Here is a 15,882-nt window from a genome sequence, read left to right as displayed (position 1 = left end):
TCTTGACAGATGAACTGGCGGATACGTATGTGCAACCAGACTTGGCGGCCCGACATATCTAGATCGCGCACTTGCCTGGTTAAGTACTGATTGAGTTGGGTGGTTTGCTTGAGACAGGAAGGGCAGGCCTGGCTGTTGGTTTGGAGTTGGCAAAATAGTGTAATTCGAGTCGGTGTATATTCGACCCGCTGCACCTGCAAATCAGGCAAGGCTAAAAGCTGTTGGTAGAAGTCGGTTTCCTGCATAGACCAAGTTAACCACAAGAATTGTCAGAGTACCACTTAATTTAGTGTGAAAAATTATTATTGGCAAAATTATTGTATATAAAAATTGTATAACGTATATTAAAAGTTTAATAAAAAGGTAAAAAGATGGGTAAACTGACGAAAGCGATCCTGCTAAGCCTATTATTGCTGAGCCGACTGGTGAGTGCACAAAATGCGCCTGCTGCGCTGGAGCAGGACCCGGTTTTTAATCAGACTATTGTCCAGTGGATACACTATCCTGCCGAACCCGCTTCCAGAGCTGTTTATGGTCGTTTCTATGCCGGATTCAGTATCGACGAAACGGGGCATATTCGGGATGTTTCCGTGCTTTATCCTAAAATGAGCACCCAAATGAGTAAGAACTATAGGTTTGATTATGAGATAGAAGCGGGACTGAAGCACATGCCGCCCCTGAGTCCTGCACTGGCCGGAAAATACATCCTGCCCATTGCTTTTTGCTTTACCCATTACCGGGAAGGGCCCAACCCTATTGTGCCGACCAATGTGCTACCCCGGAGTTATGATAATAAGGAACGAATTTTGCTAAGCGAAGTGAAGGTATTTGCGTTCAGTCCCGGCACGCTACAGGGAATCAACGCCATGCCAGCCAGCAGACAGGTGAAATAACAGGCGGTGAATGTAAACTTTGACCGCTTTACCTTTATTTATTTTTCTGGCATAAAAGTAACTATTCGGAGCAGACACTGGGATACCTACTGCGTTCTCCGAATAGTCGACTAGTATGCCGTCGAAAAGTCGTTTTTACCAACTACTATTTTTCGCTCTATTATACTCACTCCTGCCTCCGTTAGGGCCATAACGGGCCGTCGTTAATTCCGTATTCGCATAAATTAATCAACCGCTCCGGTTGGTCATTACGGCCCTGATACAACTTTATCTTACATTCATCTTCTGTCCCTTCGGTGGGAGGAGCAGAAGGTAAATAACACGAAATCATTAGTGCCGATAGCATTAAAGGAGGTTTGTTTGTACTTATTGGAAGTAACTCCGGTGCTTATGCCTTTTATCGGACAAATTCGTCGATTTTTGCAGAATAAAGCAACGAATGCCAGTATCACTTGACGAGTACTCCACCCTGATAAAGCCCTTTCTGACACTCTGCCGTTAGGATGCAGCACCGCCCGGTGACTGCTGAGCGTTCGCATAGTTTTTTGCCCGATTAACCACCTGACTGCTTCATTCTTTACCGATTGCAACCTGCCAGTGCTAACGCATGGGGGATTTCTTTCTGTTCATCCAGTGCCTTACGGCCCTGGTCTTGTTCGATACAAATATCCTGTAATCATTTCGCAGTTATTACACCCGGTAATCTTGCTATTTATTCATTGTAATTGATAAAACCAGTATGCATTCTTATCTCAATCTGTTTGATTTCAAACAGCGTGTCGACTATAAAAACGAAGTACTTTCCGGGCTTACGGTAGCACTGGCCCTCATTCCCGAAGCGGTTGCGTTTGCGCTGATTGCCGGCCTGTCTCCGCTTACCGGCCTGTATGCCGCTTTCACGATGGGCCTCATTACCTCCATTCTGGGCGGGCGGCCTGGTATGATTTCCGGGGCTACCGGGGCGGTTGCTGTGGTGCTGGTGAGCCTGGTGCTGGAGCATGGCGTTGAGTATGTATTTGCCGCCGTTATACTGGCAGGGCTGATGCAGATTGGGGCGGGTCTGCTACGCCTGGGGAAATTTATCCGGCTGGTGCCGCAGCCCGTTATGTTTGGGTTCGTCAACGGACTGGCCATCGTTATTTTTCTTTCGCAGATGGCGCAGTTCAAAACGGCCGATGCATCGGGTGCACAGCATTGGCTGTCAGGCACCCCGTTAGTTACCATGCTGGGGCTGGTTGTTTTGACGATGGGTATTATCTGGGGATTACCCCGGCTAACGAAAGCCGTTCCATCATCGCTGGTGGCTATCATTGTGGTGTCGCTGATTGCTATTGGCCTGAACATCGACACGCGCACCGTGGGCGACATTGCCTCCATTGAGGGGGGCTTTCCGCCATTCCACATTCCCGCCCTGCCATTTACGCTGGAAACGCTCTCCATCATTTTTCCGTACGCGCTGATTGTGGCCGGAGTAGGCCTGGTAGAAAGCCTGCTGACACTCAATCTGATCGACGAAATTACCAACACCCGGGGCCGTGGAAACAAAGAGTGTGTGGCCCAGGGTGTTGCCAACGTAACCAGTGGCTTTTTGTCGGGCATGGGGGGATGCGCCATGATTGGCCAAAGCCTGATTAATATTTCGTCGGGTGCGCGGGCCCGGCTGTCGGGTATTGTTGCGTCGGTTATGCTGCTGGCGTTTATCATGTTCGGTGCCCCAGTCATCGAAAAACTGCCGATGGCTGCGCTGACCGGCGTGATGATTATGGTGGCTATCGGCACCTTCGAGTGGGCCAGTTTGAAAACCTTCGGCAAAATGCCGTGGCACGATGTGATGGTGATGGTACTGGTGGCGGGCGTAACGGTTCTGTTCCATAATCTGGCACTGGCGGTGCTGATTGGTGTTATTATTTCAGCCCTGGTATTTGCCTGGGAAAATGCCCGGCGTATTCGCGCCAGAAAGCACATCGACGAAGCAGGCGTCAAGCATTATGAACTGTACGGACCACTGTTCTTCGGCTCAGTGACGGCCTTCCGGGAGAAGTTCGACGTAGCCGGTGACCCCGACGAAGTTATCATTGATTTTCAGGACAGCCGGGTGGCGGATATGTCGGGCATCGAAGCACTGAGTAAACTCACGGCCAGTTATCAACAGGCCGGCAAAACCGTTCACCTGAAACACCTGAGCCCCGATTGCCGCCGACTTCTGACGAATGCTAAAAGCCTCATTGAGGTGAATATCATGGAAGACCCGGAGTATAAAGTGCTGATCGATGACTAAGCCGGTATGTATCAATCAACAACCGTCGCAATAACGCGTCGATAACGGGTTAGGGCCGGGGTTCCTTTATCGGTCACTTCCAGAATCAGGTGAATGGTTTGCCCGGCTGACGCATCTCTAGGTACGACAAACGATGTTTTTGCCTGATCCGGCTGCTGAATCATTACGTTACCCGGGTACGAGTCCACTTCTTCATACTGCCACCACCGATAGCTAACCGGGTTGCTGTCGGGGTCGGTGGCGGAGCCGCTCAGGGTTACGCGATGCCCCGGTTTCACCCGCAGGTCGTGGGCATGCGTGAGGCTGACAACGGGTGGGTGATTCGCTTCTGTATAGGATTTCACGCACCAGTCGGCGCGGGCGGCAAAGTCGTTTTGCAGGGCCGGAATCCAGCGTGTTTGCGGGTAGGCAGCATCCTGTTTTTTTGTGTACGGGTCGTAGTCGGTTACGGTTTTGCCATCTTCCCAGCGGTAAGGATTGGTTGCTGACCGGATCATGCGCCCACCCCAGCCCCCGTACGAAACGTCTTCCTTGCTGCGAAGGCCCACATCAATCAGGTAGAAAAACGCGGGTGAATCCCCTTCCGAAATGAAGTCATACTGGTTCAGTTTGTATTTTTTGGCTTCTTCCGGATCGCCATGCGTGTGTTCGGGATCACCCGCAATTTTCTGACCATCGCCCCAGAGGTAGTAGGCACTTAGCAACGGCCCGTGGTTAAATTTGATGTGTTCGGCAAACCACTTTCCACTCAGGTAGGTCTGCAATTCGGCTGGAACAACACGGGGCCACAGGTAGGCAAAACTCCAGAACTGATCGGCATTGTACAGCACTTTGATGTGCGGCCAGTTCGGAGCCACGTATGTCTGGTAGGTAGCATCCTGGTCCAGTACGGCGTAGATGATGGCTTTGTCACTTACTTTTTTGGCGATTGTCGGCCAGTTGGGCGTATTTTTATACTGGTCTTCAATGGATTTCAGGGCGCGGGCCACGGTATTGGTGCCGCCCCAGATTTGGAGGTAAACTGGACTGGGATCATTATCGAGCAAAATGGTCTTGATAAAATCCGACCCTTCCGTATCACGGTTCATCTCGCCTTCGAAATCAATGTTGCCGATTCGTACGAGACTCAGCAGATAATCGGGCGTGGGGTAGCCTTTTGCATGTTTGGTCAGGTTAGGATACACCTCCCGGTACTTGTTGATGTACTCCTCCATCCAGGTAGTGCCGGGCCAGCGTAGCTCCGTGAGTTCGCCGTATCGTTTTACAGTACTGGCCATCTCGGAGGTGAATTTGGTGCCTTTACCATCCCCTTTGTAGTGCCACTGCGAACTACTGTACACCAGCCCCACCACATTAAACTCGTTGCTATACAGCAACATCCGGATAAACGTGTCGACATCATCGACCTCGCCATCGGTCGTAATGATAGTGCGTGGCTTGGCCGATGTTTTAGCAACCGGCTGCGCTATCAGCGATGAGGAAATGCACAGGAAGACGAAAACGGACAGGATGAGGGTTTTTATCGTCATGAGGTAACCGGTTAATTTTAGCGTACTTATTACGGATGCTTATCGGCTCAGAAAATACGCCCGGAATTCGGCCATTCCCCGCTCTTCTACCTCCCGGTATTTCCCGAATAACTTATCACCCACCTGCTCTTTAAGCGCGGAGATACCCGCGTCTATTAATCGTAAACCCCGGTCGGTCAGAAACACGTTATCGTATCGCTCACCCGTTTGGTCAGATGGGCGACGAATATCGCGGTGGACAAACCCGGCCTGATGAAGGGTACGGAGTTCGTCTTCAAATACGTCCAGAAACAGTTCCCGTATGCTGATTTCCAGACTACGAAAATCCAGCGGATAGAGCCGTTCCAGAATGAGCATATCCCAATCCTTTTCATCATCGTAATCGAGCCGAATGAAGTGAACGAGCAGCTCGTTGATGCCGTTGGCTACTTTCAGCTTCTCTGCTTCCGAACCAATATCCGAGCGCGTGTCGCCCCGGAAAACTTTGGCTACTTCGGTAGCCGATAAAGCGACTACCAGGTTATTAGCCCCGTAGGAGAGTTGATTATCGTAGCGTTCTGCCATGCTGTAAACCTACGTAAATTCGGCCTTTTTGGGCCTTTCTATACTGGAAAAAGCTGGTACAGCGTTTGATAGGAAACGTATGAACATAACCACTAACATATTATCATGACTATTCCCTACGCCGTACGTTCATTGCGTACTTCGTTACTGGCTTTACTTATTATTGGCTCGCTGACTACCGCCTGCAAAAAATCGGGCGGTGTCGATGGCGTTGACCCCCGCGATCAATACGTTGGTGTGTATGATGGTGGCTATCAGGCATCGACACTGGTCAACAATAGCCTGGAATCGAATCGTGAAAGCGGAACGGTAAAGATTACCGTCTCGAAAGCACAGGCTATGAATCAGCTTTATCTTGAATTGTTCTTTAACAATGCAACCAAACAGAATGTAACGGCTGAGCTGAGCGAAAAAACGTTTACAGTCATTGATAAACAGACTGAGTCGCTGGTCTTCGACGGTAAAACGTATGCTAATGCCAAATACACTGCCACTGGTCAGTTTATCGATAAAACCATTGTGATGAATACCACTACCGAAACCCTGCAAAGTGGTGTCACACTTTCCCGGCAGGGGAGCATAACGGGTACGATGAAATAACTAACTTCGTGCCGGTTCTTAAACTCCGGTCTTTTATGAAAATATTCGTATTAACCGGCCTCGTGGCCGGTTTTTTTAGTACAGCTACCCCACAAATTACGATTGCCCAATCAACGTCGGCAAATCCGGTTCTGAAAGAAGCAGCCGCCGAAACGGTGGGCATGAGTACGTCCCGGCTTCAGCGCATGGACGGCGTCATCAATGACTATATCGCCAAAGGGCGGCAGGCAGGAGTAGGCGTGCTGGTGGCCCGTAACGGCCGTATCGTGTATCACAAAGCCTATGGCCTGGACGACATGCAGGCCAAAACCGCCCTCAAACGCGACGCGATTTACCGGATTGCCTCCCAAACGAAAGCCATCACCAGCATCGGGCTGATGATGCTCTTTGAAGAAGGTAAATTCCTGCTCGACGAACCCATATCCAAATACATTCCGGCGTTCAAAAGCCCGAAAGTGGTGGATAAATTCAACGAAAAAGATACGACGTTTACCACCGTACCGGCCAAACGGGAAATTACGATTCGGCAACTGCTAACCCACACGTCTGGCATTAGCTATCCGGGTATTGGTTCCAAAGAAGCGGTGGCCCTGTACGCCAAATACGGCATTCCGAGTGGTATTGGTACGCCCGGTGGTACGCTGGAAGACGCGATGAACCGGCTGGGAGCGTTGCCCCTGGTGCACCAGCCCGGCGAAAAATGGACCTACGGCCTGAGCGTCGATCTGGTAGGGCGTTTGATTGAAGTACTGTCCGGTCAGTCTCTCGACCAGTTTCTGCGCACCCGCCTGTTCGATCCGCTGGGCATGAACGATACCTATTTCTACCTGCCTGCCCCTTTACAAAACCGTTTGACGAAGGTGTATACCGAAGATGCTGAAAAAGCGATTCAGCCAATGCCTGCCCAGGGGGGTATATCGGCCGATTATCCAAAACTGGCAGGTACGTACTATTCCGGCGGAGCGGGCCTATCGTCTACCCTGTACGATTACGCTATCTTTCTGCAAATGATGCTGAACGGTGGAGAATACAACGGTAAGCGGATACTGAGTCCCACCACGGTACGGTTGATTACCACCAACCAGATTGGGGAACTGAACCAGGGAAACAATAAGTTCGGGCTGGGCTTTGCCATCACGTCCGAGAAAAGTGCGGCCCAGTTACCGGTTTCGCAGGGTAGTTTTGACTGGGGTGGTTTCTTTGGTACTACGTATTGGGTAGACCCAAAAGAAGGCATCGTTGCCCTGATTTACACCCAGAAAGTGCCGAATAGTTACGGCGATTTGAGCGACAAATTCAAAGTGCTGGTCTATCAGGCCATTACGCAGATGCAAGCCCCGAAGTGAACGCCTGCACAAAGGCATGAATTATTTTCTGTTCAAAGCATAATCCCTTAAAACTATGAAAACCCTCGTTGTCCTTGCCCTGATCTTAACGGTCTCATTCGCCCGGGCGCAGACACCGGTATCACCGTCTGCGGGAGCCCTGGCGGTCAAAAAGAATAGCTCCGGCGTAGAGAAGGCCGTACTGGCAGCGGAAAAACAACGGTTCGAAGCGCAGGTGAAGAAAGACTACGCCATGCTGGATCGCGTGCTGGCCGATGACCTGGTTTACAATCACTCGAACGGAAATACCGATACCAAGCAATCGTATATTCAGTCCATCCGGGATGGAAAATCGAAGTACGATTCTATCGAGAGCCAGGAGCAGGAGGTGCGGGTGTATGGCAACACGGCCATCATCAATGGAAAATGCCTGATCAAGGCAACCAACAACGGCGAAACCATCAACACTACGCTCAAATACACCGATGTATATATCCGCAAGGGAAATCAGTGGCAAATGGTTACCTGGCAATCGTTGAAGGTGCCGAATTGAGGTAGGCGGTTTACGGTTTGAGGTATTCGGTTGGCTGACGCCCAATTATGATGCGTCAGCCAACCGAATACCGTAAACTTCAAACCTGTAAAAACTCCCGCAATTCCGTCGCATCCGTCGGGTTCATACGCCCGGCCAGTACCAGCCGCAACTGCCGTCGGCGCAGGGCACTTTTGTAGCGGGCTTTCTCATCATCGGTTTCGGGGATAACGGCGGGCACTTCGATGGGGCGCCCACTCTGATCGACCGCCACGAATGTGTAAAAAGCACTATTGGTGCTGACCCGAATACCCGCCGGAATATCTTCAGCCCAAACATCAATAAATACCTCCATCGAGGAGTTGAACGAGCGGGTCACCTGCGCCTGCATGGTTACGATATTGCCCAGGCGGATAGGCTGGGCGAAGGATACATTGTCGACAGAGGCCGTAACAACAATGCGGTTGGAATGCTTTTGGGCGGCAATTGCCGCGGCAATGTCCATGAAGTGCAATAGCCGCCCACCCATCAGGTTATTTAGCGTATTCGTATCATTGGGGAGTACCATTTCGGTCATTACCGTGGTCGACTCCCGGGCAAATTTAGGTTGGGGCATTCGTTTTACCGGGTGTTGTTGAGAAATGTATCGTACCCCGGATTTTGCCCGACGCACGATACGCAGTCAAAATAACGGAATAAATTCCAACTGACTTCCCTGTTTCTATGGTTTCTTTCGTGGATTATTCACTGGGCCAGTTCCGCGTTTACTGCGTACCAAATGGCTGACGTTTGTGGAACATATAGTTACAGGACGGGCAGGAACAGACTTTTGTCGATCAGAATTCCAGCGCTGCTGGTAACCGCTTTGGCCGGGCTATCCGGTCTACGTAAGGTAGGTACACAACGCCGTTACCAGCACTGCGCGCGTGGGAGTTTTTTCAAAAACGCCCTTGTAATCGGGCTCAAATCTGTGTAAATTAGCCAGATTATCAACGCGGCTAATGAACTTCAAATTAACCTCAGAATTTCAGCCTACCGGCGATCAGCCGAAGGCTATTGAACAACTGGTAAAGGGTACCAATCAGGGCGAACAATCCCAGGTTCTGCTCGGCGTAACGGGATCAGGCAAGACGTATACCATCGCCAACCTGATTGCGCAGACTAACCGACCAACGCTGGTAGTCAGTCATAATAAAACGCTGGCAGCCCAGCTCTACGGCGAATTCAAGCAGTTCTTCCCCGAAAACGCCGTCGAATTCTTTATCTCCTATTACGACTATTACCAGCCCGAGGCATACATCGCTACCACCGGTACCTACATTGAGAAAGACCTGGCTATCAACGAAGAAATTGATAAGCTGCGCCTGGCTGCTACGTCGGCCCTTATGAGTGGTCGGCGGGATGTGATTGTGGTGGCCTCCGTATCCTGCATTTATGGCATGGGTAACCCCGAAGAATTCAAGCGAAATGTGGTTCGGATTGGGGTAGGGGAGCGGATGAGCCGTAATCAGTTTCTGCATCAGCTGGTCAGCATTCTCTACAGCCGGACAGAAGGTGATTTTGAGCGGGGCAACTTCCGGGTGAAAGGGGATACGGTCGACCTGTATGTGGCCTACGCCGACTTTGCCTACCGGGTCATTTTCTTTGGCGATGAAATTGAAACGATTCAGCGCATCGACCCCGGCACAGGCCGCAAACTGTCGGACGAAACTCTGGTGACTATTTTTCCGGCTACCCTGTTTGTTACGGGCCGTGACACGTTGAACGGAGCTATTCATCAAATTCAGGATGACATGGTGTCACAGGTGCGGTATTTTGAGTCGGAGTTTCGCGAAATGGAAGCGACGCGCATTCGGGAACGTACTGAATTCGACCTCGAAATGATGCGTGAACTGGGCTATTGTTCCGGCATTGAAAACTACTCGCGGTATTTCGATAAGCGTCTGCCGGGTCAGCGACCCTTCTGCCTGCTCGACTATTTTCCGGATGATTACCTGATGGTTATCGACGAAAGCCACGCGACGCTCCCGCAAATTCGGGCTATGTGGGGGGGCGACCGTTCCCGAAAAACGGCACTGGTCGATTACGGTTTCCGGTTGCCCAGCGCGATGGATAACCGCCCGCTCACCTTTCAGGAATTTGAGGATTTGTCGGGCCAGACCATTTACGTATCGGCCACCCCATCGGACTACGAACTACGGAAGAGTGAAGGCGTTGTAGTAGAACAGATTATCCGCCCAACTGGTCTGCTCGATCCCGAAATCGACGTTCGGCCGAGTTTGAACCAGATCGATGATCTGCTCGATTCCATTGAGAGCCGGGTCAAGCAGAAAGAACGGGTACTGGTCACCACGCTGACTAAACGGATGGCCGAAGAACTCACCAAGTACCTGGACCGCGTGGGTATTAAAACCCGGTACATTCACTCGGAAGTGAAAACCCTGGATCGGGTTGAGATTCTGCGCGACCTGCGCCTGGGTAATTTCGACGTTCTGGTAGGCGTCAACCTGTTGCGCGAAGGACTCGATCTGCCCGAAGTGTCGCTGGTGGCGATTATGGACGCGGATAAAGAGGGTTTCCTGCGCGACATTCGGTCCCTGATTCAGACGATAGGACGCGCTGCCCGGAATGCCAACGGTAAGGTAATCATGTATGCCGACCGGATTACCGGCTCGATGCAGAAAGCAATTGACGAAACCAACCGTCGTCGGGCGATTCAGATGCAGTACAACACCGAGAATGGAATAACACCCACAACGGTACTGAAATCGCGGGAGTCTATCATGGGGCAAACCAAAGTGGCCGACTCGAAGGTAAAACACTTTTACGTGGAGCCGGAAGAAATCCGCATTGCTGCCGATCCCATCGTTCGGTACATGGGCAAGGGCGATCTGGAGAAAATGATTAACGAAACACAATCGAAAATGGAGCGGGCCGCCAAAGACCTTGACTTTCTGGAGGCCGCCCGTTATCGGGATGAACTATTCCAGCTACGGGACAAATTAAAGAAAGAAACTGCCTGAGTTGCCCTGCCAGACAGACCAATCGCTGTATAACGAACGAAGCGGCAGGAGCAATTTAATGCTCCTGCCGCTTCGTTCGTTATTTACCAACCATCAATACCCCGGATTCTGTTTGATCTTGGTGGCGTTAATGTCGATCTGACTTTGTGGAATGGGGAAAATAAGATTGTTCTCCGTGAGCACAGTTTTTATGCCGATGGCCGTCGCTTTAGCCTGAAGAACAGGCAACGCCCGTCCCGTGCGAACAAGGTCGAACCAGCGATGCCCTTCAAACGCCAGTTCCACCCGCCGTTCCTGCTCGATGGCCAGACGTAGATCCGCCTGTACGGTTGTCGTTTTATCCACCAGCCCCACCCGCTTCCGAACCTGATTCAGGTAGGGTAATGCGTCGGCTGATTTACCCGTTTCGTTCAGGGCTTCGGCATACATGAGCAGCACATCGGCGTAGCGCAGCACATACCAGTCATCGCCCGAATCACCATTGACGACTGGTGGATCGGCGTACTTTTTGATGTAGTAATAGTCGATTTTTGCGCCACTGCTATTTATGTAACTAGTCGCCAGCGACACGTTTTTGCGTGGGTCGTTTGCTTCGTAGCTTGTCGCCAGATCGGGTGTTGGGTGGTTGTTTCCGCCCCCCCCAAAAGCAATCACCGCATTACCGGAATTTTCGGGCGCGTAGGTGTTGGCATACCCGCTTCCCTCGCCAATGTTTCCTTTTTTGTACTGAACCTCGAATATCGACTCTTTGCTGTTCTTGTTGGCGGCCACAAATAAATCGGCGTAGTTCGGCAGTAGCGCATACGTGCCCAGGTCGATTACTTCCTTCAGTTTCGCAGCGGCATCGGCATAGCGCTTTTGGGTTAGGTAGACTTTACCCAGCAAACTTTTGGCGGCTCCGCTTGTAGCCCGCCCCACATCGGAAACGGCATAACTAATGGGCAGGGCTGCTTCGGCATCGCTCAAATCCTTAATAATCTGGGCGTACACATCAGCCACCGGCGCACGACCATAGTCGTATCCCTGCAGTGGGTCCGTGATTTCGGTGAGTACCAGGGGAACATCACCAAATACCCGGACCAGGTTGAAATACATTAGTGCCCTTAGAAATTTGGCTTCGCCCACGATGCGCTTTTTGATCGTTTCGTCCATTGTAATCCCGGCAATTCGCTCGATAACAGTGTTGCAGCGATAAATGCCCCGGTAACCATCACTCCAGCGGGCCAGAATGTACGGATTCGTGGTGCGGACGTAGAATTTATCGAACTCGTCCTGGTCCGTGACCGAACCCGAAAGCACCGGGCTGGTATCGTCGGATGGAATTTCGGCCACTACATACAGTTGACCGTATTGTCCGGCGAATTGTAATGCACCGTAAGCACCGTTCAGGGCCGTCAGAATATCCGACTGGGTTTTGAAAAAGTTAGAGGTGCCAACGGAAGAGACCGGAGAAAGATCCAGAAATTGCTCTTTACAGGCAGTCAGGGTGAGCGTTAGCAAGCCGACAAGAATATAGTTTGTTTTCATGGGGATCGGGGTGAAGGGTTAAAAGCCCAGGTTTAAGCCAATGGTGTAGGTACGTGCTAACGGATAGGACCCGTAATCGACGCCACCCGTCAGGGGCCCTTCGTACCCGCTTACTTCGGGGTTGTAGGCCAGGTATTTGGAAAACGTAACGGCATTCTGCACACCCGCATACACCCGCAGCGACTGTACTTTAATCTTTTGCATGACGGTACGCGGTAAGTTATAGCCTAGCGTAATGTTACGAATCCGAAAGTATGAAGCACTTTCCACCCACCGGCTCGATACCTGGTTGTTGTTGCCCGTACTACGGGTATTGGCCCGTGGCGTTTGGCCATTGCCGGGGTCTTGTGCCGAATGCCAGCGATTCAGTACGGTTGTCAATTCATTGGCATTGCCTTCCAGATTCTCGTAGAAACGACGGGATAAATTCAGAATCTGTCCGCCCTGAACGCCCTGTGCTACAATACCCAGATCGAACCCTTTGAACGAAAACGAGTTGGTGATACCATAAATAAAGTCCGGTTGGTTATTACCAATCGTTGTCCGGTCGTCGGCGGTAATCTTGCCATCCCCGTTTACATCCTCAAACTTCACATCGCCGGGGCGGCTATCAGAGAAGTGCGGATACCCGTCCAGATCGGCCTGACTCTGAAAAATGCCCAACTGCCGGTAGCCAAAGAAACTCCCTAATGGCTGCCCGATTATAGTAATGTTGGTCTCGCCCACGCCCGTACCGCTACGGATAGGATCGCCCGTGGGTCCGAGGGCCAGCACTTTGTTCCGGTTGAAAGACAGGTTGAGGTCGGTTGTCCAGGTAAAGCTGCCCGCGCCTGATCCGTTGATGTTGCGGGTCGAGAGAGAAAATTCCATCCCTTTATTTTCAACCTGACCGATGTTCCGAACAGCGTTTGAGAAACCGGTCAGCGTGGGCACCTGGACGGAAAGCAGCAGGTCTGTCGTAATCCGTTTGTAATAATCGACCGTGAACAGGATGCGGTTCTGAAAAACGCCCACATCGAGACCAACATCGGTTTGGCGGCTCTTCTCCCAACCTAACTGAGAGTTGGCAATGCTGCTGGTTGCCAGCCCGTTGGCTAACGTGTTGCCCAGTACGTAATTATCTTTACTGAGTACGCCAATGGCCGGGTAATTACTGGTAAAGGCATTATTACCTGCCAGGCCATAACTGGCTCTCAGTTTAAGTTCTGAAAAAACGGGGAGCGTTTTCATGAATGGCTCTTCGATAATGCGCCAGCCGATGGAGGCTGAAGGAAACGTACCATAGCGGCTAACGGCTCCGAAACGGGACGAGCCATCGCGACGAACGGATGCGTTGAACAGATACCGATCCTTATAACTGTACGTGACACGGGCAAAATAGGATGCCAGCGACCACTGATCCTGATAGGATGTTCCACCGATAATCGTACCCGCATTGACCGTCCGCACAATGTCGTTCGGAAAGCTGTTGGCATTCACCCGGTTTTCCTGGTAATCATTCCGCTGCGATTCAAGGCCTACCAAAGCCTCCAGATGGTGAGTTGTACTCAGGTCAAGCGTATAGTTGAGGGTGTGGTTGGTTACCCAGTTGATGTTCTGGTTGGTGTAGGATGACCCCGTGCTGACGTTTGGGGGTAATAACTGATTTAGGGGTAACGCCGAGGTCTGGTACTGATTCTGGCGCAGGTAATTCAAATCAGCCCCAATCGTGCCCCGGTAGCGCAGACTTTTCCAGATCGATAGTTCGACGTAGGCATTACCTAGTAACCGGAGTTGCGTTACTTTATTGTCTACTTCGGTAATGTTGGCAACCGGGTTCGTAATGCCGGGCCAGTCGTAGGGAGCCGCATAAAAAGCCTGAGAATTGTAGGTAACACCATCTGCCTGGTAAATGGGGATGAATGGGGGTAAAGACAGGGCGGCATTGATTACGCCGTTGCCCGCCCAGTGTCCATCGGAGTTAACTCGGTTTTCAGTCATGAACGATGGGCTGAAACTCAATCCAACTTTGAGTTTGGACGACAGCTGCGCGTCGATATTAGAGCGAACAGTGTAACGGTCGATGCCTGATTTTTTGATGATACCATCCTGTTTGAGGTAGTTGCCGGATATGAAATACTGTACTTTTTCGGTCCCTCCTCCGGCTGACAACTGATAATTGCTGATGGGAGCTTTCTGAAAAATCAAGTCCTGATAATCATAGCTGGTCAAACTGGCTGGGTTATCAAAATCAACGCCGGGAAATTCGCCCCGTGGGTATCGGTAACGCTGTCCGGACGCACGGACCGAATTCGGGTCGCTCGCCAGCGAACCCGGTACGCGCTCTAAATAGGCGGTGTTGAAGGCTTCTTTCGAGTAGTCAGCAAATTGCTGGGCATTGAGCATATCCATTTTCTTGCTGATTTCCTGCGTACCCGTGTAAAAGTCGAAATTGATACGGCTCTGCCCCGATTTACCCCGCTTGGTCGTCACCATTACTACGCCATTCGACCCCCGCGACCCGTAAATGGCCGTTGCGGACGCATCTTTAAGTACGTCGATTTTCTCAATGTCATTTGGATTAATCTGATTCAGCCCACCCGCATTAGTTGTAGTGCCTGAATTTAACGGCTGGCCATCTACAACGATTAGCGGCCCATTCCCGGCACTGATAGACCCTAGGCCCCGTACTTTAATGGAAGGTGCATTTCCGGGTGCTCCCGTATTTTGCTGGATCAATACCCCCGGCATCCGGCCCGTGAGACCTTCCACTACATTCGTAACGGGTTGGTCTTTAATGGTCTGTGTTTGTATGGAAGCCACCGATCCGGTTAACTCACGCCGGTTTTGGGTGCCATAACCAACCACTACAATTTCATTCAGGGTTTTATCATCGGCTGCCATCGTCACGTTCACCGTGTTTCTGTTGCCCACCACTATTTCCTGAGTAGCGTAGCCAATAAAGGAGAAAACAAGTGTCAGCGTGTTCGTAACATTCTGCTCGGGTACCGTAACCCGAAAATTACCATCGGTATCCGTTGTGGTGCCCCGACTCGTTCCTTTCACCACAACACTCACACCGGGTAGTCCACCACCCATAGCGCCATCGGTCACCCGTCCATTTACCGTCTGATCGGTGGCAACAAGGCTCAGTTCCTTCGTTTTGAGCTGGATTGACTGAGCAGACTCTGGTTGGTCTTTAAGGAGCAGCGCAGGCGTAGACAAACGATCTATATCGTCGGTTAGCGTTAGCTTTCTGGTCTTGTTATCAGCCAGGACAGCATAAACGCCATACCTTATTTTCGTGAACCGAAGCCCCTTTGGTTTTAGTAGTTTCGTCAGGTTTTTTTCCAGCGAGGCCGAAGGTTCGATTATATCGGGATCAATCAGGTGGTCACTAACCAGGCGGTCCTCAAACAGGATATCAACCTTGTAGCGCGTTTTGAACTGGTTCAGCACATCACGTAGTAACAGTGCCTGCGGCTGTGCGGCCTGGTACGTTGTTCGGGGAAATGTGCTGGCCTTTGCCACAAACTGTGCCAGTCCGGGGTGACCTGCCGCTACCAGCGAACAGACCAGTGAGACAGATAATAAACGTATAGTGTACAGCATGTAATTAATTGGTTTTGTGG

12 protein-coding genes are annotated in these 15,882 nt (G+C 51.2%); 6 read left to right on the top strand and 6 right to left on the bottom strand.

Going from position 1 to position 15,882, the window contains the following annotated elements:
• Positions 1-245 (bottom strand): transposase family protein (locus tag B157_RS37275; RefSeq protein WP_169521678.1); only part of this gene is annotated, 245 nt, incomplete at its 3' end.
• 126 nt (positions 246-371) lie between these two features.
• On the opposite strand from B157_RS37275, the gene B157_RS0106020 reads away from it, so the two are divergent.
• A complete protein-coding gene (locus B157_RS0106020; protein WP_020602468.1) occupies positions 372-893 on the top strand; it encodes a hypothetical protein in 522 nt (173 codons plus the stop codon).
• A 739-nt stretch (positions 894-1,632) separates the two neighbouring features.
• The gene (locus B157_RS0106015; RefSeq protein WP_020602467.1) at positions 1,633-3,171 is read left to right on the top strand and encodes a SulP family inorganic anion transporter; all 1,539 of its coding nucleotides are present in this window, start codon (positions 1,633-1,635) and stop codon (positions 3,169-3,171) included.
• Between the two features lie 11 nt (positions 3,172-3,182).
• Here the strand turns inward: B157_RS0106015 and B157_RS0106010 are convergent, their stop codons facing one another.
• Entirely contained in the window at positions 3,183-4,700 is a 1,518-nt protein-coding gene (locus B157_RS0106010) for a DUF1593 domain-containing protein (protein ID WP_020602466.1), read from the bottom strand.
• A 39-nt stretch (positions 4,701-4,739) separates the two neighbouring features.
• Positions 4,740-5,264: a protein kinase family protein gene (locus B157_RS0106005; protein ID WP_020602465.1), complete on the bottom strand. Its 525-nt coding sequence runs from the start codon at positions 5,262-5,264 to the stop codon at positions 4,740-4,742.
• A gap of 105 nt (positions 5,265-5,369) precedes the next feature.
• On the opposite strand from B157_RS0106005, the gene B157_RS0106000 reads away from it, so the two are divergent.
• Genes B157_RS0106000 through B157_RS0105990 form a run of 3 tightly spaced genes read left to right on the top strand, consistent with a single transcriptional unit; the run spans position 5,370 to position 7,742 of the window.
• Positions 5,370-5,864 (top strand): hypothetical protein, encoded by a 495-nt coding sequence (locus tag B157_RS0106000; protein WP_020602464.1) that lies wholly within the window; start codon positions 5,370-5,372, stop codon positions 5,862-5,864.
• Between the two features lie 35 nt (positions 5,865-5,899).
• On the top strand, positions 5,900-7,210 hold the full coding sequence (locus B157_RS0105995; protein ID WP_020602463.1) for a serine hydrolase domain-containing protein: 1,311 nt from the start codon (positions 5,900-5,902) through the stop codon (positions 7,208-7,210).
• 55 nt (positions 7,211-7,265) lie between these two features.
• Positions 7,266-7,742: a nuclear transport factor 2 family protein gene (locus B157_RS0105990; protein ID WP_020602462.1), complete on the top strand. Its 477-nt coding sequence runs from the start codon at positions 7,266-7,268 to the stop codon at positions 7,740-7,742.
• Positions 7,743-7,821: 79 nt separating this feature from the next.
• Here B157_RS0105990 and B157_RS0105985 read toward each other — a convergent pair whose 3' ends face one another.
• Complete coding sequence (locus B157_RS0105985; protein ID WP_020602461.1) at positions 7,822-8,337, bottom strand: acyl-CoA thioesterase; 516 nt, start codon at positions 8,335-8,337, stop codon at positions 7,822-7,824.
• 385 nt (positions 8,338-8,722) lie between these two features.
• Here B157_RS0105985 and uvrB point away from each other — a divergent pair, with 385 nt between their 5' ends.
• Entirely contained in the window at positions 8,723-10,744 is a 2,022-nt protein-coding gene (gene uvrB, locus B157_RS0105980) for an excinuclease ABC subunit UvrB (protein WP_020602460.1), read from the top strand.
• Positions 10,745-10,837: 93 nt separating this feature from the next.
• Here uvrB and B157_RS0105975 read toward each other — a convergent pair whose 3' ends face one another.
• Both B157_RS0105975 and B157_RS0105970 read right to left on the bottom strand, forming a co-directional pair.
• Positions 10,838-12,271 carry a RagB/SusD family nutrient uptake outer membrane protein gene (locus B157_RS0105975; RefSeq protein WP_020602459.1) on the bottom strand — a complete coding sequence of 478 codons (1,434 nt, stop codon included), beginning with the start codon at positions 12,269-12,271 and terminating at the stop codon, positions 10,838-10,840.
• An 18-nt stretch (positions 12,272-12,289) separates the two neighbouring features.
• Positions 12,290-15,862 carry a SusC/RagA family TonB-linked outer membrane protein gene (locus B157_RS0105970; protein WP_020602458.1) on the bottom strand — a complete coding sequence of 1,191 codons (3,573 nt, stop codon included), beginning with the start codon at positions 15,860-15,862 and terminating at the stop codon, positions 12,290-12,292.
• Positions 15,863-15,882: the final 20 nt, after the last annotated feature.

The sequence above is a fragment of the Spirosoma spitsbergense DSM 19989 genome, assembly GCF_000374085.1.
In the GTDB taxonomy this organism is placed as follows: domain Bacteria; phylum Bacteroidota; class Bacteroidia; order Cytophagales; family Spirosomataceae; genus Spirosoma; species Spirosoma spitsbergense.
This window is presented reverse-complemented; position numbering and strand designations above follow the sequence as displayed.